At 39.6% G+C, this 19,523-nt stretch carries 12 protein-coding genes; 2 read left to right on the top strand and 10 right to left on the bottom strand.

Features of this window, described 5'->3' with window-relative positions:
- Positions 1–10 precede the first annotated feature (10 nt).
- The 8 genes from fbaB to LW139_RS12435 all read right to left on the bottom strand — a co-directional run bounded on the left by fbaB (position 11) and on the right by LW139_RS12435 (position 13,349).
- Complete coding sequence (fbaB, locus tag LW139_RS12470; RefSeq protein ID WP_109407737.1) at positions 11–1,060, bottom strand: class I fructose-bisphosphate aldolase; 1,050 nt, start codon at positions 1,058–1,060, stop codon at positions 11–13.
- Positions 1,061–1,109: 49 nt separating this feature from the next.
- Positions 1,110–2,003, bottom strand: coding sequence for a lipid kinase YegS (gene yegS / locus LW139_RS12465; protein ID WP_247850023.1), 894 nt, complete (start codon positions 2,001–2,003; stop codon positions 1,110–1,112).
- A gap of 296 nt (positions 2,004–2,299) precedes the next feature.
- Positions 2,300–3,679 carry a tRNA 5-hydroxyuridine modification protein YegQ gene (yegQ, locus tag LW139_RS12460; RefSeq protein ID WP_072068445.1) on the bottom strand — a complete coding sequence of 460 codons (1,380 nt, stop codon included), beginning with the start codon at positions 3,677–3,679 and terminating at the stop codon, positions 2,300–2,302.
- A 119-nt stretch (positions 3,680–3,798) separates the two neighbouring features.
- On the bottom strand, positions 3,799–4,506 hold the full coding sequence (gene baeR / locus LW139_RS12455; protein WP_109407735.1) for a two-component system response regulator BaeR: 708 nt from the start codon (positions 4,504–4,506) through the stop codon (positions 3,799–3,801).
- A 23-nt stretch (positions 4,507–4,529) separates the two neighbouring features.
- Positions 4,530–5,906, bottom strand: coding sequence for a two-component system sensor histidine kinase BaeS (baeS, locus tag LW139_RS12450; protein ID WP_247850022.1), 1,377 nt, complete (start codon positions 5,904–5,906; stop codon positions 4,530–4,532).
- The gene (mdtC, locus tag LW139_RS12445) at positions 5,903–8,986 is read right to left on the bottom strand and encodes a multidrug efflux RND transporter permease subunit MdtC (protein WP_247850021.1); all 3,084 of its coding nucleotides are present in this window, start codon (positions 8,984–8,986) and stop codon (positions 5,903–5,905) included. Before mdtC ends, baeS begins: the two co-directional genes overlap by 4 nt.
- Positions 8,983–12,114: an MdtB/MuxB family multidrug efflux RND transporter permease subunit gene (locus LW139_RS12440; protein WP_247850020.1), complete on the bottom strand. Its 3,132-nt coding sequence runs from the start codon at positions 12,112–12,114 to the stop codon at positions 8,983–8,985. The genes mdtC and LW139_RS12440 overlap by 4 nt, the downstream gene beginning before the upstream one ends.
- Positions 12,114–13,349 carry an MdtA/MuxA family multidrug efflux RND transporter periplasmic adaptor subunit gene (locus LW139_RS12435; protein ID WP_247850019.1) on the bottom strand — a complete coding sequence of 412 codons (1,236 nt, stop codon included), beginning with the start codon at positions 13,347–13,349 and terminating at the stop codon, positions 12,114–12,116. The genes LW139_RS12440 and LW139_RS12435 overlap by 1 nt, the downstream gene beginning before the upstream one ends.
- 561 nt (positions 13,350–13,910) lie before the next feature.
- Between LW139_RS12435 and dtpA the strand changes: the two genes are divergently transcribed.
- Positions 13,911–15,377 (top strand): dipeptide/tripeptide permease DtpA, encoded by a 1,467-nt coding sequence (gene dtpA / locus LW139_RS12430; RefSeq protein WP_166540566.1) that lies wholly within the window; start codon positions 13,911–13,913, stop codon positions 15,375–15,377.
- Between the two features lie 164 nt (positions 15,378–15,541).
- On the opposite strand, the gene LW139_RS12425 is transcribed toward dtpA, so the two are convergent.
- The gene (locus tag LW139_RS12425) at positions 15,542–16,915 is read right to left on the bottom strand and encodes an MFS transporter (protein WP_247850018.1); all 1,374 of its coding nucleotides are present in this window, start codon (positions 16,913–16,915) and stop codon (positions 15,542–15,544) included.
- A gap of 771 nt (positions 16,916–17,686) precedes the next feature.
- Here LW139_RS12425 and LW139_RS12420 point away from each other — a divergent pair.
- Complete coding sequence (locus LW139_RS12420; protein WP_166540565.1) at positions 17,687–17,908, top strand: hypothetical protein; 222 nt, start codon at positions 17,687–17,689, stop codon at positions 17,906–17,908.
- An 83-nt stretch (positions 17,909–17,991) separates the two neighbouring features.
- Here the strand turns inward: LW139_RS12420 and mgtE are convergent, their stop codons facing one another.
- Complete coding sequence (gene mgtE / locus LW139_RS12415) at positions 17,992–19,455, bottom strand: magnesium transporter (RefSeq protein ID WP_109407727.1); 1,464 nt, start codon at positions 19,453–19,455, stop codon at positions 17,992–17,994.
- Positions 19,456–19,523: the final 68 nt, after the last annotated feature.

Genomic DNA, 19,523 nt, shown 5'->3' with positions numbered 1-19,523 from the left:
AATTTATCAATTAAGCAATAGTGACGGATTTATCCAAATAAACATCTTGTACTGCATTAATCAGGGCAACCCCGTCTTTCATTGATTTTTTGAACGCTTTACGGCCTAAGATCAGACCCATACCGCCAGCACGTTTATTAATAACGGCGGTGCGAACAGCATCTTCAAGATCATTATTACCAGAAGCGCCACCAGAGTTAATTAATCCCGCGCGACCCATATAGCAGTTTGCTAATTGGTAGCGAACTAAATCAATTGGGTTTTCAGTAGTGAGTTTCGTGTAAACACGCTCATCAGTATGACCAAAACCAATTGCTTTAAAGCCACCGTTATTTTCAGCCATTTTTTGTTTAACGATATCAGCACCAATAGTTGCCGCTAAATGGTTTGCCTGACCCGTTAAATCTGCACTTGCATGGTAATCTACGCCATCTTTTTTGAATGCTGGGTTGCGTAAATAGGCCCATAGTACAGTGACCATACCCAATTCATGAGCACGTTCAAAGGCCATTGAAATTTCTTCAATTTGGCGACGGCTTTCTTGTGAACCAAAGTAAATAGTCGCACCCACTGCAACAGCACCCATTTCAAAGGCTTGCTCTACGCTGGCATACAGTGTTTGGTCATATTGCGCTGGGTAGCTTAGGGTTTCATTGTGGTTTAATTTCACAAGAAAAGGAATTTTGTGTGCATAGCGACGAGAAACAGAAGCAAGAACACCATAAGTAGAGGCAACACAGTTACAACCTGCTTCAATCGCTAACTCAACAATATTTTTTGGATCAAAATAGAGAGGGTTTGCTGCGAAAGAAGCAGCTGCTGAGTGCTCAACACCTTGGTCAACAGGTAGAATAGACAGATAACCCGTTCCCGCTAAACGCCCGTGATTAAACAGGGTTTGCATTGAACGTAACACGCTATTAGGGCGATTATTATCAATCATGACACGATCAACAAAGTCAGAACCTGGCAGGTAGAGATTTTCGCTCGGGATGGTTTGGCAACGATGGTCTAATAATGATTTTGCATCAGCACCTAACAAACTTACTATATCAGTCATTACATACTCCAGTTCATGATGAGATGAGAGTGATTGTCATTTATCTACATTAAGATAACAAGTCACATTGAGGCGGTAACCGGCAGTGGATCGCTTCAGGTAACACAATAAATTCAAATTTATTCCCTAAAAGGGGTTCTCCATCTAAATTAAACACCATTTCATGAGAAGCACTAATGTTTACCCAGCGACTTTCTCGCTCAATTATCTTGTCATTTTTCTTGCTATCAAACATGCTGCTTAAAATAGAGGGGAGAAGTTCGTGAGCTTCAACAATGGTGATATTGAGTTTATTGTCATTAATTAAGGCTTCAGAGCATAATTTTTGTCCGCCACCCGCTTGACGGCCATTACCGATAGCTAAAATAAGAGACTCACCTTCCCAATGGAAATTTTCAGCTTCAATAGTGCAATAATCAGCTTTTAAAGAGTCGATACTTAAAAGACCATTAATAAAATAGGCTGCTCCTCCTAATGCTGATTTTAATGCCTCAGGGGTTTCTGTTGTGATTTTGGTTCCAAAACCACCTGACGCCATATTAATAAAATAGTGCGTCTTGTTCACTGAGATAACATCAATGGGAACAGCACGACCTTTAACCGCTAAATTAAGCGCATTTTCCATATCACGAGGGATTTGTGCGCTGGTGGCAAAATCATTTGCTGTGCCTAATGGGATAATACCAAGTGTCGGTAAAGATGAGGGGGAAAGATGAATTAATTCAGAAACAACGCTATTCATCGTTCCGTCACCACCTGCCGCAATCACTGTTTCTGCCTGTATATCTATAGCTTCTTGTACAAAACGACGTATATCACTGGATTCCCAAGTTACTCTTACTTGGAGGTTAAAACCTTCGTTACGTAATTGGTAAACGGCTTTTCTCAATGCACCGTTGTTAGCGCTTTTTCCATTAATGATCAGCAAACTAATTTTACTCATTGATGAGTCCCTTTAATTGAATCACTCTTTTAAAGGTAATGGATATCGAGAAAATTACTATTTTTTTTACAAATGATAACGAAAAAGAGAACGTGTTTACGTAAAGGAGAGTTGATAACGGTGATGAAAAAAGAAAAGGCAAATCCAAGGGAGATTGGATTTGCCAAGGAGGTGGTTCCTAGTCTTACTGTATTCATTCTAGTTCTTTATTTTTCGGAACTGATGATACGGTAAACAAATCATTATTGATGTGATCTGTATTTGAAATTGACCACTTTAAATCAGATTATGACGCTTTACTTCACTTCTACAGCATCAATCTTATGCGGTTGACGTGTTGTTGTACCTTGTAGGTTGCGGATCAACAGTGCGAAATCTAAATCAACATCTTCCGGAACAGACAAATAAACCATATGACCATTACCCGGCGCAACATCCGTTGGTTGTTGTTTTTTGTTAAACAACGATCCTAACGTGAACTGAATATTTCCAGTTGGTGTCATTAATTCTAGGCTATCACCTAAAACAAATTTATTTTTAACATCAACTTCAGCTAAACCGTTTACGCGTTTACCGGTGAATTCACCGACAAATTGTTGGGTGTCAGAGACAGAATAACCATATTCATAAGTTTGGTACGCATCATGGGTATGACGACGTAAGAAACCTTCTGTATAACCGCGGTGTGCTAAACCTTCTAATGTCGTTAGCAACGTTGGATCAAATGGTTTACCTGCAACAGCATCATCAATTGCACGACGATACATTTGCGCTGTACGGGCACAGTAATAGAAGGATTTAGTACGACCTTCAATTTTCAGAGAGTGCACACCCATTTGTGTTAATTGCTCAACGTGTTCAATCGCACGTAAGTCTTTTGAGTTCATGATATAAGTACCGTGTTCATCTTCGAACGCAGTCATATATTCACCAGGACGTTTTGCTTCTTCGATTAAGTAGACTTTATCTGTTGGCGCGCCAACACCTAAAGTAGGCTCAACGTTTTTAACTGGGATTGGCGTGTATTTTTCAACGATATTACCCACATCGTCTTCTTTACCTTCTTCGACTTTATATTCCCAACGGCAAGCGTTAGTACAAGTACCTTGGTTCGGATCACGCTTATTGATATAGCCAGATAGCAGGCAACGGCCTGAGTAAGCCATACATAATGCACCGTGAACGAAAACTTCTAATTCCATGTCAGGAACTTGCTTACGAATTTCAGCAATTTCATCAATAGAGAGTTCACGAGACAGGATCACTCGTGTTAATCCCATTTGACGCCAGAATTTTACGGTTGCCCAGTTAACGGCATTGGCTTGTACTGAAAGGTGAATATCCATTTCAGGGAAAGCTTCACGTACCATCATGATCAAACCCGGATCAGACATAATCAGCGCATCAGGGCCCATATCAATGACGGGTTTTAAGTCACGGATAAAGGTTTTTAATTTAGCATTATGGGGTGCGATATTAACCACAACATAGAAGCGTTTACCTAATTCATGGGCTTCTTGAATACCTTTGGCAAGGTTTTCGTGGTTAAACTCATTATTACGCACACGTAAGCTATAACGTGGCTGACCTGCATAAACGGCGTCTGCGCCATAAGCAAATGCATAGCGCATATTTTTTAATGAGCCAGCAGGAGAGAGTAATTCGGGTGTAAACATGGTTAATTTCCTGGTTCTGATTTCAAGTCAGTCCCCCACACATTGGGTAGGGGTATATCATAAAGGGGGGGATTCTAGCGCTTAAGTGTAGCGAGGTTCAATGTATTCCTGAAAAAATATCATCGAAATCGATAAGCTTGAGTCTCCCAACGATACCCTTGACCATAAATTGAGCGAATAAATTCAATTTGATCGTTAAGTTGCTCAAGTTTACGTCGTAAGTTTTTAATATGGCTATCAATGGTTCTGTCCGTCACAATGCGGTAATCATCATAAAGGTGATCCATTAGCTGATCACGAGTTAATATTTTTCCAGGTTGTGTGGCTAATGCTTTGAGTAAGCGGAATTCAGCTGTGGTTAAGTCGAGAATTTTATTGTTATATTGGATTTGATAAGCCTGTTCATCAATGACAACTAACTTATCGCTTTGAACAATATCTTGTGGTCGATAAAAACGGCGTAATAAGGTTTTGACTCTGGCGACCACTTCTCTTGGGCTATAGGGTTTACAAATATAGTCATCAGCACCAATCTCAAGCCCAAGCAATCTATCTACTTCCTCTGTTTTGGCGGTGACCATAATGATGGGAATATCGGAAAAATGACGTAACTCTTTGCAGATAGTAATGCCGTCTTTAACGGGTAACATCAGATCTAATAATATTAAATCGTAATGTTGCTGTTTTACACAATGGCTCACTTCGGCGCCATCTGCTAACCAATGAGTTTGATAACCTGATGCTTGAAGGTAATCAATAAGTAATTGGGCAAGTTTAGGCTCGTCTTCAACAATCAGGATTGAATAGGGTGATTCAGATGCTGTCATTTATTGGCTCAATAGTTATAGGCTTAGAGATCATCAGAATATGCGGGTAATTCTATAAGAATTTTCATGCCACCTAAAGATGAAGGCATAGCACTTATTTTACCATTATGAGCTTCAACGATATTTTCGCAAATCGCAAGACCTAATCCAGAACCTCCACTGGCACGATTTCGTGAGCTTTCTGTACGATAAAAGCGTTGGAAAACGGCTTGATACTGTGATTTATCTAATCCAGGTGCGCTATCTTCTAAGGCTATTAATACGCAGTTGTTCTCTTTTTTTGTCTTGATATGTAATTGCCCACCAGCATAGGTATAGCGCACACTATTTTCTAATAGATTATGAAAAAGCTGAATAAGTCGGTCAGGATCGGCTTGTACAATTAATGGAGAGACATCATCTAATTCAGTGTATAAGGCAATATCTTTGGTGTGATATGTATGGCGATAAGAAGCAACAGCTAATAAAATCACCTCATTAATATCAATAAAATCTTTACGATAAGTGAGTGAGCCTCTATCGGATAATGAAAGTTGGTGGAGATCATTCACCAGTTTTGTCAGGTTTGTTACTTCGAATAACAGAGAGTTTAATGTCTCTGCCGTGGGCTTTCTTACGCCATCTTGTAACGCTTCTAATTCCCCTTTTAAAATAGCGAGGGGGGTACGTAACTCATGTGAAATATCAGCCATATAATCACGGCGAATTTGCTCATTTTTCTCTAGTGTGCTGGCGAGTTGGTTAAAATCTGTGGCGAGTTGGCTGATTTCATCTTTACTACTGGGTGTGACGCGAACAGCAAAATCACCCGCGGCTAACTTATGTGTGGCTTCGACCAGTCGTTTAACGGGGCGTATCATATTGCGAGAAAGGATCAATGTAATAAGTAAAGCTAAAAGAACCGTTAAACCTGCAATTATCCAACTGGTACGCAGTTGTTGTTTATCAAAACTGATATCCGCTTCACTACTGATCTTATCTGCGGCACTGACAATCACCCAACCCACAATTTCATCATGGGAAGTAATTGGTTTTTTGAATGTTTCTTCAGGAAACTGATTATCATGACCAAATAAGCGCTTCATGTTTTTATCAACAATCCAAAACTGTGTGCGCCAGCCTTTTGGTGGTGGGCCTTCACTGCTTTGGCTTATTTGGTCAATACTGCGTAATATTTGATAAAGAGAACGATCATCTCTATTAAGAAAACGCCAGTCGCCAGTTAAAGCATATTGATCTGTTAAGGCTTCAGCTAAAAGAGTTGCACGCTGTTCACTGTTTTTCTTGATATAGCCAATAAACCCTTGTTGAAAGCTACCTCGAATACCAATATGCATTGCAAGAACCACAACCATACAGGTAGCGAAAATGACCAAGAACAGCTTGCTTCTCAGTTTCATGCTTTAGCCTCTTTCTTGCTGAAACGCCGTTGTTGCCAACGTTCACGCAATCCATCAAAAAATAGATAAATAACTGGGGTTGTATAAAGGGTTAAGAGTTGGCTCATTAATAACCCGCCTACGATTGTTATCCCTAAAGGTTGTCTTAATTCTGCACCATCTCCACTTCCTAACATTAATGGCAATGCGCCAAATAATGCGGCAAGGGTTGTCATAATAATTGGGCGAAAACGTAATAAGCTGGCCTGAATAATGGCTTCTTTGGCTGACAATTTACCCTCACGTTGTGCGGTGATCGCAAAATCCACCATAATAATGGCGTTTTTCTTCACAATACCAATCAGCAACATAATGCCAATAAGCGCAATCAAGCTAAAAGGTGTATCAAAAAGCTGCAACGCTAATAACGCACCGACACCCGCGGAAGGAAGGGTGGATAAAATAGTAAGTGGATGAATATAGCTTTCATACAGTACACCTAATACCAAGTACACAGTCACAATAGCTGCTAAGATCAGAATAAGCTGTGACTTAATAGTTTCTTGGAAGATCTGTGCAGTACCTGCAAAGGTGCCCCTTACGGTATTGGGCACGCCCAACTCGGTCATTGTGCGTTCAATAGAATCAATTGCATCGGCCAATGTATAGCCTTCAGGAATATTAAAAGCAATAGTTGAAGATGCAGATAATCCTTGGTGATTAACACTTAATGGCGCATTAGCTGGATACCAACTTGCAAACGCGGATAATGGAATGCGCTCACCTTGATTATTGACCACATACATTTTATCTAACGCAGAGACATCTTGTGTGTATTGCTCAGAGACTTCCATGACTACTTTATACTGATTTAATGGTGCATAAATGGTGGATATCTGACGTTGACCAAAAGCATTGTTCAGCAAATTATTGGCATCACTGACGTTAATACCTAATTGTGACATAGTATCGCGATCGTAAGTCAGTGCCATTTCAGCACCTTTATCTTCTTTATCAGAGTTAACATCCACAAGCTGAGGTAGTTCACCCAAAGCTTTACGGACAATCGGCTCCCATTTACGCAGCTCGCTTAAATCATCAGCTAATAATGTAAATTGATAACTGGCATTCGCTTGGCGCCCACCCGCTCTAACATCTTGCACTGGCATTAAAAAGAGGTTAGCGCCAGGTTCATCAGCAAGTTTGGCACGTAAACGATTGATCACTTGATTGGCACTATCAGTACGTTCTGACAGTGGATTGAGGGAAATAAACATAAATCCACTGTTAATACGACCGCCTCCCGTAAAACCCGTTACGCTATCCACGTCTTTATCTGCATTTATTTCTTGCATAAAACGGGTCATTTTTTCTTTCATTGATTGGAATGAAATACTTTGGTCAGCACGGACAAATCCCATTAAACGACCCGTATCTTGATCAGGGAAAAACGTCTTAGGTGCGCTGATGTATAAATAAGCATTTAAACCTAATGTGGCGAGAAAAATGGCCATAACCCAGCGTCGATGACGCAATGCGGCTTGTAATGTGACACTGTAACCTTGTTGAGCGCGGAAAAGTAACTTACCAAAACCGCGTAAATGCGATTGCGCTTTAGGTTTCATTCCTTTAAGTAAATGCGCGCACATCATGGGTGTTAGCGTTAGAGAAACAAATAGCGAGATAGCAATAGCGGTTGTTAAGGTAATGGCAAATTCTTTAAATAATCGCCCAACAAGACCATCCATTAACAGTAATGGAATAAAAACGGCAACAAGAGAAATACTCATCGAAAGGACAGTAAAACCAACTTCGCCAACCCCTTTTAAGGCGGCATCTTTAGGTTTTAAACCATTCTCAATATGGCGAGAAATATTTTCCAGCACCACAATAGCATCATCAACCACAAAGCCTGTCGCTACGGTTAATGCCATCAATGAAAGGTTGTTTAAACTAAAGCCACAAAGATACATGGCTGAAAAAGTACCAATTAATGAAACGGGTACAGCAACTGCGGGGATCAGCGTGGCGCGACCGGAGCGTAAAAATAAGAATACAACTAAAATCACTAACGCCACAGCAATGGTTAATGCGCGCTCAACTTCCGCTAATGATGCGCGAATAGTCGGTGTTCTATCTTGTGCGACTTTCAAGTCAACGCTTGCGGGAATAAGCTCACGTAATTCTGGAAGCTCATCACGAATGCGGTTAACCGTTTCAATAATATTAGCGCCTGCTTCACGACGAATAACCAGCAAAATAGCCGGTTCACCGCCACTCATCCCTGCGGCTCGTGAGTTTTGTACCGAATCAGTGACTTGCGCCACATCGCCTAAACGCACAACTGCATCTTGATTGTAATGCACGATCACAGGACGATATTCCGCCGCTTTGCTTAGCTCGTCATTGGTTTGAATTTGCCAACGATTTTCATCATTATTGACAAAGCCTTGAGGCCGTCGCACATTCGCTTGGTTAATCGCTTTTCTAACATCATCAAGGCTAACATTTTGGTTAAATAACGCATCAGGATTGAGAGCGACACGTATCGCTGGCAATGAACCGCCACCAACCGAAACTTCACTGACACCTTCAATCTGCGAGATTTTTTGTGCCAACCTTGTTGAGGCGAGATCGTAAAGCTCCCCTGTATTTTGGGTATCAGAAGTGAGCGTTAAGATCATAATCGGAGCATCTGAAGGATTCGATTTATAATAACGCGGACGGCTTGGCATACCTGAAGGCAACAAGCTTTGTGAGGCATTTAACGCTGCCTGTACATCTCGCGCTGCTGTATTGATATCTTTGTTTAAATCGAACACCAGTGTAATGCTGGTACTGCCAAGCGAACTGCTTGATGTCATTTCATCAATACCCGCAATTCGCCCTAAAGAGCGTTCAAGCGGTGTTGCCACAGATGACGCCATAGTTTCTGGCGACGCCCCAGGTAATGAGGCGTAAATATTAATAACCGGATAATCAACTTGAGGCAATGGGGCAACAGGGAGCAACATAAATCCTAATGCACCACATAGCGAAATCGCCAAACTGAGTAACGTAGTTGCTACAGGTCGTTGAATAAAGAGGGCGAAGAACTTCATGATACAGCCCCGTCATTATTCTCAATATGTTTATTGCGGTTTACATAGAGTGATAATTTATCAAATAGTAGATAAATTACTGGCGTAGTAAACAGAGTTAATATCTGGCTCATAATTAAGCCACCAACCATACAAACCCCTAATGGCTGACGTAATTCTGCACCCACACCGGTGCTTAGCATTAAAGGTAAAGCCCCGAGAAGTGCGGCCATTGTTGTCATTAATATTGGACGAAAACGTAATAAACACGCTTGATAAATAGCCTCGTAAGGGGTTAAACCTTGCTCTCGTTCGGCGGCAAGAGCAAAGTCTATCATCATGATCGCGTTTTTCTTTACGATCCCGATAAGCAAAATGATCCCAATAATCGCAATAATATCAAGTTCATTACCCGCGGCCATTAATGCAAGTAATGCACCGACACCTGCCGTAGGTAGCGTAGATAAAATAGTAATAGGGTGAATGAAGCTCTCATATAACACACCGAGTACGATATACATTGCCACAATAGCCGCGATAATCAGCCATAAAGTGCTAGAAAGCGCACTTTCAAATGCCAACGTCGCACCTTGGAATTGTGTGGTGATATCTCTTGGCATAGAAATTTGCACTTCAGCCAATTTTACTGCTTTTACTGCTTCTTCAAGCGACGATTGTTCAGCGACATTAAATGAAAATGTTGCTGAAGGAAATTGCTCTTGGTGATTAATAGAAAGTGGCGCTAGGCGTTGTTCTACGGATGCAATAGATAATAAAGGTACCATCGCACCATCTTTGCCAGTTAAATGTACGGCTGAGAGCGCCTGTAAACCATCACCACTGCGAATATCTTGTTCCAATACAACGCGGTACTGATTTGCTTGAGTGTAGATAGTTGAAATTAAACGCTGACCAAAAGCATTATAAAGTGCGTTATCAATCTCACTCATTGTAATACCTAAGCGACTTGCAGAATCTCTGTCTACTTTGATATACGCCATCATACCGCCGTCTTGCCAATCACTGCTAATGTCGGTTAGTTCTGGACTATTTTTTAATGATTGGGAAAGCTTTGGTACCCAATATGCCAATTCATCTAATGATGTTGCTTGCAACGTAAATTGATATTGAGTACGAGATACTTGCGTATCAATTGTTAGATCTTGAGTGGGTTGCAAATAGAGCGTTATGCCTGAAATAGAGGCTATGCGTTCTTGTAGACGAGGAATTATTGTATCAATACGCGAGTCGCGTTGATCAAGGGGTTTTAATGTGATTTGTAATCGGCCCGTATTGAGAGTTGCATTACTGCCATCAATGCCGACAAAACTGGCAATATTATCAACTGCAGGATCATCAATCAGTTTATCAACCACTTGTTGCTGTTTTTCAACCATTGATTGATAAGAAATAGATTGTGAGGTTTCAATGGTACCCTGCAATAATCCATTATCTTGTAATGGGAAAAAACCTTTAGGAATAAACATATACAGCAAAACAGTTAACACCAAAGTGCTGAGTGCAACACCAAGCGTTATCCATTGATGGTTTAATACACGTTTTAGCCAAACGGCATACACGGCAATCATCTTTTCAAAAAAGTGTTCACATGCTATTTCAAAACGATTGTGTTTGATTTCATTTTCAGGTTTTAGCAATCGTGCACACATCATTGGCGTTAATGTTAGCGAAACCACCGCAGATATTAAAATGGCGACTGCAAGGGTGATTGCAAACTCTCTAAATAAGCGACCAACAATATCCCCCATAAATAATAGAGGGATCAGTACAGCAATAAGAGAGAAAGTAAGCGAAATAATGGTAAAACCAATCTCACCAGCCCCTTTTAGCGCTGCAGCTAATGGTTTATCACCACGCTCAAGGTAGCGGGAGATATTTTCAATCACAACAATGGCGTCATCGACAACAAAGCCTGTGGCAATCGTTAATGCCATTAAAGTGAGATTATTGACAGAAAAACCGCAGAAATACATCACTGCGAATGTACCAACTAATGAAAGTGGTACGGCAATGCTTGGAATTAAGGTTGCGACACCATTACGTAAAAAGAGATAAATTACCATCACCACAAGGGCGATAGCTAAACCAAGCTCAAATTGCACATCTTTAACTGACGCGCGGATCGTTGTGGTTCTATCAGTTAAGATCTCAACATTCACTGATTTAGGTAAATTAGAGACTAAATCTGGTAATAAATTACGAATATTATCAGTGGTATCAATAACGTTAACGCCGGGTTGACGTTGAACATTTATAATAATCGCCTGTTCATTGTTGGCCCATGCACCTAACTGATTATTTTCAGGCGCTTGTTCGATAGTTGCGATATCAGATAAACGAATAGGTGCATCATTTTTATAGGCAACGATAAGTTGGCGATAATCTTCTAATGATTTCATTTGGTCATTAGCCGATAAGGTTACAGAGCGAGTAGGGCCATCAAGGCTTCCTTTCGCTGAGTTAACGTTCGCATTATTGATTGCTACACGAATTTTTTCGCTATCTAAACCGTAAGACGCCGCAGCTTGTGCATTGAGTCTGACTCTAACAGCGGGGCGCTGTCCACCCGCTAAAGCGACTAAACCGACACCATTAACTTGTGAAATTTTTTGCGAAATACGGGTTTCAACCATATCTTGCAACTGTGTCATCGGTAATGTTGAGCTAGTTACCGCTAAAGTTAAAATTGGTGGATCAGCTGGGTTTACTTTGCTGTAAATCGGTGGGTAAGGCAAATCGGAGGGGAGTAGATTCGTCGCTGCATTTATCGCAGCCTGTACCTCTTGCTCTGCAACATCTAATGGTAAGGTTAATTGGAACATCAGTGTGATCACCGATGCACCACCAGAACTTTGTGATGACATCTGTTTTAACCCAGACATCTGCCCAAATTGGCGTTCAAGTGGTGCAGTGACAGCTGATGTCATTACATCAGGGCTTGCTCCAGGATAGAGAGTAACAACCTGAATAGTTGGATAATCAACTTCAGGTAAGGCAGACACAGGCAACATACGATAGCCGACAATCCCTGCTAACAGTATGGCGACCATAAAAAGGGTTGTTGCAACAGGGCGCAGAATAAATAGGCGAGATGGTCCTCCACCTGTACCGTGTGTTTTTTCGGTCATTACGCTTTCTCCGCAACTACACGGTTATTTTCTTGAGTCTTTGGTACAGAAGGTGTCACGATTTCGACTTTTGCACCTTGTGTTAATCTATCCACACCATCCGTTACAACACGCTGATCTGCTGATAAACCAGACGCTATCACAACTTTTTCTGCATTTTGTAAGGCAACTTCTACGCGTAATTTGCTCACTTTATTTTCGTTATCCACAATCCAAACAAAGTGACCTTCATTACCCATTTGCAAAGCAGCATTCGGAATAACAACTGCTTTTTCTAATGTGGTGACATAAAGACGGACATTGACGAATTGATTAGGAAATAATGTTGTCTCTTGTTGTGGGAAGCGCGCTTTTAACTTAATAGTGCCAGTTGTAGCATCAATTTGGTTATCAACACTAAATAATTTTCCTTGAGCTAATTCAAATTGGTTATTTCTGTCTAATGCAGTGACAGGCAAATCAGTATTGTTTTTACGTGCTTGAATGACTTTTGCTAAATCTTGTTCTGGCAATGTAAAAAGCACATCAACAGGGTCCATTTGATTAATAACCACAATCGGCGTTGATGAACCACCTGAAATATAGTTACCCACATCAACTTGTTTTAATCCCACACGACCTGAAATCGGCGCCGTAATTTTGCTGTAAGTTAATTGCAGTTGCGCATTACTGATCGTAGCCTCATCAATACGGATACTAGCTTCTGACTGTTTCACTAAGGCTTGCTGATTATCCAACTCTTGTTGTGAGACTAAATTAGTTTTTGCCAACTTCTGATAACGTGCTAAATCAAGACGTGCGTTAGCTAATGTGGCTTGATCTTTTGCAAGTTGTCCTTTGGCTTGGGCTAATTGCACTTCAAATGGACGAGAGTCAATTTCTGCTAATAAATCACCTTGTTGAACGTGTTGCCCTTCCGTGAAATGCAAAGCCATTAATTGACCTTCAACTCGACTTGTCACCGTGACGCTATTAGTTGCTTTCACTGTACCTAAAGCCGATAAAAATTGAGGCACATCTTCTTGTATTGATGTTGCGACCTGAACGGGCGGCATAGGAGGGCGACGAGATCCAGTTGTGCTTCGACTTTGTGAGCTTGTTGCTTGAGTTCCTTTATTTTCAGCTGTAGCTGTTTTTGCTGCATTAAATTGCCAATAGGCGTAAGCACCTGCGGCTACGATGATTAAAGCGATAATAAGAGAAATTCTTTTTTTAGCATTTTTATTTTTATTCATTACTTTTGTGATCCCACTGGCAACTAGCTAATCAGAAATACTGAAATGAAATTTTGGAATAGTGACATTCTACCTGTTTCTACACAGTTAAAAATGGAGGAAATATGGAAATTAAGTCAAGGAATGTGTTTTATTGGCGTTATTTTAAGCAGTTAAAATGAAATGATACTGGCATTATTTTATCGTTGTTATTCAATAAGCCATTATTTATTAAAAAACAGACAAACAACAGCGTGGCTTAATTGTTTATATAGGGATAATTAAGTAGAAAATAATTTATTGATAATCAGTAAGTTATTTTGCTTGATGCTTTTTTAATCGCATAACTATTTTGTACAAATGCCTGTAACTATGATAAAACGCAATAGTTAGTTATAATTCTTAGATAATTATGCTTTCCAGTGATAGAATGCCAACCTTGTTTTTCTCTGTGTTTGAACTCTTTTCAAAGAATAACAATCCAGTATGAAATTCACCGAGCTTTAACTCTGTCTTAAAATAATCATTTTTGTAAAAATTAGCCTAAATATAAAGGCGTAATAAAATAATTAGAGGTTTTTAGTGTCAACTGCAAACACACCTGACGATGGACAAAAACCGAGCCTGAATGCATTTAAACAGCCTCGCGCATTTTATCTCATCTTCTCAATCGAATTATGGGAACGTTTTGGCTATTACGGTCTGCAAGGGATCATGGCCGTTTATCTGGTTAAAATGCTGGGCATGGGTGAGGCAGAAGCAATCACCGTTTTTGCTGCATTTACCGCATTGGTTTATGGTTTTGTTGCTATCGGTGGATGGCTGGGTGATAAAGTCCTTGGTACAAAAAGGGTTATAATCCTCGGTGCTATAGTTCTGGCAATTGGTTATGCAATGGTGGCTTTCTCAGATCACGATAAAGATGTGATTTATTGGGGGCTTGCAACCATTGCTGTAGGTAATGGTTTATTTAAAGCAAATCCATCCTCATTACTTGCAACCTGTTATGAGAAAAACGATCCGCAATTAGACGGTGCATTTACGATGTACTATATGTCTATCAACGTAGGCTCGTTCTTATCTATGTTAGCAACACCATGGTTAGCAGCTAATTATGGTTGGGATGTAGCATTTGCCTTAAGTGTTGTAGGTATGCTGATCACCTTAGCAAACTTTATGGTTTGCCGTGGTTGGATCAAAGATAAAGGTTCTAGACCTGATTTTGAACCGCTTAACTATTCAAAATTATTATTAACGCTGGTGGGGATTGTTGCATTAACTGCACTATCAACATGGTTATTGCATAATAATGAAGTCGCAAGTTGGTCTTTAGCTGTGATCTCATTAGGTATCATCCTAATTTTTGCGCGTGAAACCTTTATGATGAAAGGGGCTGCTCGCCGTAAGATGATTGTGGCGTTTTTACTGATGGTTGAAGCTGTGGTCTTCTTTGTTCTTTACGATCAAATGCCAACGTCTTTAAACTTCTTCGCAATCCATAATGTTGAACATTCCCTTTTAGGTTTCAGTGTTCAACCAGAGCAATTCCAGTCACTTAATCCATTCTGGATCATGTTAGCAAGCCCATTATTAGCGGCTGTGTATAACTTTATGGGTGATAAACTACCAATGCCATATAAGTTCACCGTAGGGATGTTCTTAAGTGCGACTGCATTCTTAGTGTTACCACTGGGTGCAAGCATGGCAAATGAAGCAGGTATTGTCTCTTCATGGTGGTTAGTAGCAAGCTATGGTTTCCAAAGTATTGGTGAGTTAATGATTTCTGGGCTTGGCCTTGCAATGGTTGCTCAACTTGTACCACAGCGTTTAATGGGTTTTATCATGGGTGCTTGGTTCTTAACTTCGGCAGCTGCTGCAATTATTGCAGGTAAAGTTGCAAGTTTAATGGCGGTACCAGAAGATGTTCAAAGCGCACATGCCTCATTAGAAATCTATAGCAGTGTCTTCCTACAAATCGGTATTGTGACAGGTGTTATTGCAATCTTAATGCTTTTAACTGCACCAATGCTGAGTAAAATGACACAATAATTTGTAGCATTAAAAAACGAAAGCTGAAGAAAATAGAGGATGCCAAAAGGCATCCTTTTTTGTATTTGTTACCATAAAATGTAGCACAAAAAAATACCGCCCATATTAAGGGCGGTATTGTGTAAGGGGATATTAATAGAGCATATTTATACATTGATAAAGACTTAACCAACTACTTTATCAATTTGTAATGCAACGTCTTTTTCACGAGTAGTTGGCTTTACCGCAGTCCAACCTTTATAAGCTAAAGGTAAGAATGCGACAGCAATTGCTAAGAATGAGACTCCAGCGACATAATAGGCACCCGCCATTGCTGTCTTTTCTAACCATGCACCAGTTAACATTGGGGTTAATCCACCAAACACGGCATAAGCCATATTGTAAGCAAAAGACAACCCTGAAAAACGAATTGATGGTGGAAATGCTCTTGTACTAACAATTGGTGTTGTGGCAATCGCACCAACAAAAAAGCCCATCAATCCATAATTAAATGCTAACTGAATACCCGACATTGCTGTATCTAAACTGCCATAGAAATGGAATGCAGTAACAATCAAACCACCCCATGATAATGTCATTGAAACTCGTGTTCCTAATTTGTCGCCAATCCAGCCCCAGAAGATACAACCTAAAGTTAAGGTTAATGTTGCAACACAGTTCGCTTCCAATGAGGTAGTTCTATCAATTTTGTAAATCCCTTCAACAATTACACTAGGTGTCATCAATATGGTGACAACAATCGCTGTTGATAAAGACCAAGTTAATACAGCTGTAATTAAACACGCTTGTTTATGGTTTTTAATGACTGAAATTACAGGCATTTCTTGTGCTAAGGCTTTTTTTGCAGCCATCTCTTTAAAGATAGGAGTTTCTTGCAAGAAACGACGTAAGTAAACAGAAATTAAGCCAAATATCCCACCTAAAATAAAGGGAATACGCCAAGCAAAATCATTAACTTCCTGAGCGCTATAACTACGCTGAACGATAATTGCGACGATCGATCCTAATAAAATACCGCCCGTAATACCTGACGTTAATGTCCCAACACCCAAACCATAACGTTGTTTTGGTGTATGTTCTGCAATAAAGACCCAAGCACCTGGCATTTCACCACCAATAGCAGCACCTTGCATGATACGCATCAATAACAGCAATAATGGAGCAGCGACGCCAATGCTGGCATAAGTAGGTAATAAACCAATAATTAATGTTGGAACGGCCATTAAAAAGATACTTAAAGTAAACATACGTTTACGGCCAATAATATCGCCGTAGTGTGCCATAATGATGCCACCCAAAGGACGAGCAAGATAACCGGCTGCAAAAATACCCAATGTCTGCATTTGTGCAATAAAGGCGTTATCACCAGGAAAGAACAAGTGGCTCAATGTTTTCGTAAAGAACACGAAGATTACGAAATCATAGAACTCCAAAGTTCCTCCTAGTGAGGATAAACCCAACGTTTTATAGTCGTTGCGATTTAATGGTCTTGCCGTAGGTTGACTCAACGGCTGAGTGGAGTGTGATTGTGATGTCATAATAACAACCTATAATAATCATCGTGATAAAATTAATAACTAATAAAGTCACAAATATATTCTTTTAGGATCAGCAAATAAAACAGGGTGGAAATAAATAACAGTAGATGGTTATTTATAGGCTATTTACGTGAGAAAGAATAATGTTGTGATGATGGTTTAAGTTATAACAGGAAGCTCTTAATGATGTAAATAGGTTAAAATAAAACAATTAAATAGACTTAAAAGTCACTAACTTGTGGGTTTAATATCTTAATTGTTTCGTTTTTGTAATATATTATATTAATAAATTGAAGTTATTATATATAATGTAAAAATATTACGTATTATTGTTTTTGGGATGGATTTTAATATCTCTAAATAAAAACGAGGTGATATTGAATATATTTATTATGCTTTAAATAAACAATTAAATAATAAAAGCGCTATGAATTTAATTTATTATTTTTTGTAAAAAAAGTTATTATTAGATAATTAAGAAAGTTATTCGTATTAATAGTGAAAGATATGATCTGATAGGAAATAGATTATTAGCATATTCTACTATATGTTAAATTCGCCTTCCTTGGTTTTGAAATTCAAATAATTAATAATTTGTGAAATTTAATGCCATTTAAATTTATAATCATAATCATATTTTTGTGTTTTTATGCATAATGTGATTTTTTAGAACAGTCTCTCAAATAAAAAAATAAAAACAAAAATAAGCATCAAAAAAGTTATTTTTGATTATAATTACAACAGTAAGTCAATTGATATGTCGGAGGATTTATGGTCTCTATCTCAATGAGTGCTATTCTCTTAGCTGCAATTGTTCTGTTTGCCTCACTTTCTATCGTTGCATTAGGTGGTGGTTTAGCGTTAAAAACCATACTAAATAACACTAAACACACTGATAATTATGCACTGAGTGCTTCTGTTAAAAAAACGTTTATCACATCGCTGATCATCGTATTGCTACTTGTTTACTATTACCTTTCAACAACGGTTTAATTATTTATTGTTAGTCACACAAAAAAACGCCACTGTATTTTATTAACAGTGGCGTTAGTGTAATAACGTATTATTGCGTGATTTTAAACTAGGAAGATAGTGGCTAAACCTAAGAAAATAAAGAAACCACCTGTATCTGTAATTGCGGTTATCATAACGCTTGAACCAATTGCAGGATCTTTACCTAATTTAATCATGGTCATTGGGATCAGTACACCCATCATGGCAGCCATTAAGAGGTTTAATACCATCGCCATTGTCATTACCGCACCCATAGCAAGGTCGCCATAGAGGAGGAAAGTGACAATTCCCATTATCCCTCCCCAAACAATACCGTTAATAAGGGCGACACCAAGCTCTCTTAAAATTAAGAATGAGAAGCTTCCGGTTTGAATTTGGTGCAGTGCTAAGGCACGTACAATCATTGTAATAGTTTGATTACCCGTGTTACCTCCAATACCTGCAACAATAGGCATTAGTGTGGCAAGCGCAACTAATTGTGAGATAGTATCTTCAAAGACACCGATAACACGAGAGGCAACGAAAGCGGTACATAAGTTGATAGCAAGCCAAGTCCAACGTGTTTTAACGGCTTGTCCAACTGGAGCGAAAACGTCCTCTTCTGGGCTCAACCCCCCCATACGACGAATATTGGTATCGCTCTCTTCATGCATGTTATCAACGATATCTTCAACAGTTAATCGCCCCATAAGAAGACCATTGCTATCAACCACAGCGGCTGAAATTAAGTCATAACGTTCGAACGCACCCGCCGCATCTTCGCCTTTTTCTTCTGGCATAAAGCTCACAGTATCTGTTTTCATTACATCTGATACAAGTTTGTCAGGAGATTGCGTTAAAACAGTGGTTAATGGAAGTTCGCCCAACAGATGATTTTTATTATCGATAACGAAAATTTTATCCGTTGCTTCAGGAATAGAGCCTCGTTGGCGTAAATAGCGTTGTACAGTTTTTAACGTGACATTGCCTCGCACAGTGACGAACTCAAAGTCCATCATTTGACCAACGCTGTCTTTTGGATATTGCAGGACTTCTCTTATCCTATTACGCAGGCTTGGTTCTAAATAGGTAAGAAGGCGACGCATTGTATCGCGTGGTAAGTGCTCTGCAATGTACGCTTGCTCATCCACATGTAATGTGGCGACCGATCGTAATAATTCACGGTCGGTCATATCTTTAATTAAGCTGTCCCAAACGGCGACAGACGCTTCGACTAAAACAGCACCACGTTCATTATTATCAACCAAATGCCACAATGCGAGACGCTCGTCATAGGGAAGGGCTTCAAGAATATCTGCAATATCTGCCGCGTGTAGATCTTGTAGTAATTCTCGAACAGTGGTGATTTTTTCATGAAGTTCGTGGTGGCTCAGCCTATCATTTTCACTTGCTTCCCCTAAAACGGTTTCAACAAATTGATCATCTTCAAGAAAGATACTCAAAATTTGCTGACGCAGGAGTGCCACTTTTTGTGAATACGGATTGATGGCAGCCGCAGTATCATTGTTGATAGCTGTTTGAGACATGTTATTCCTTTTTAATTCTTACGAGGGAGATAACCATTGACACTAATTATTCCATTTTAGGATGATTA

Source organism: Proteus vulgaris, from assembly GCF_023100685.1.
Lineage (GTDB): Bacteria > Pseudomonadota > Gammaproteobacteria > Enterobacterales > Enterobacteriaceae > Proteus.
The sequence above is the reverse complement of the archived record's forward strand: the minus strand, read 5'-3'. Positions and strand labels throughout refer to the sequence as shown.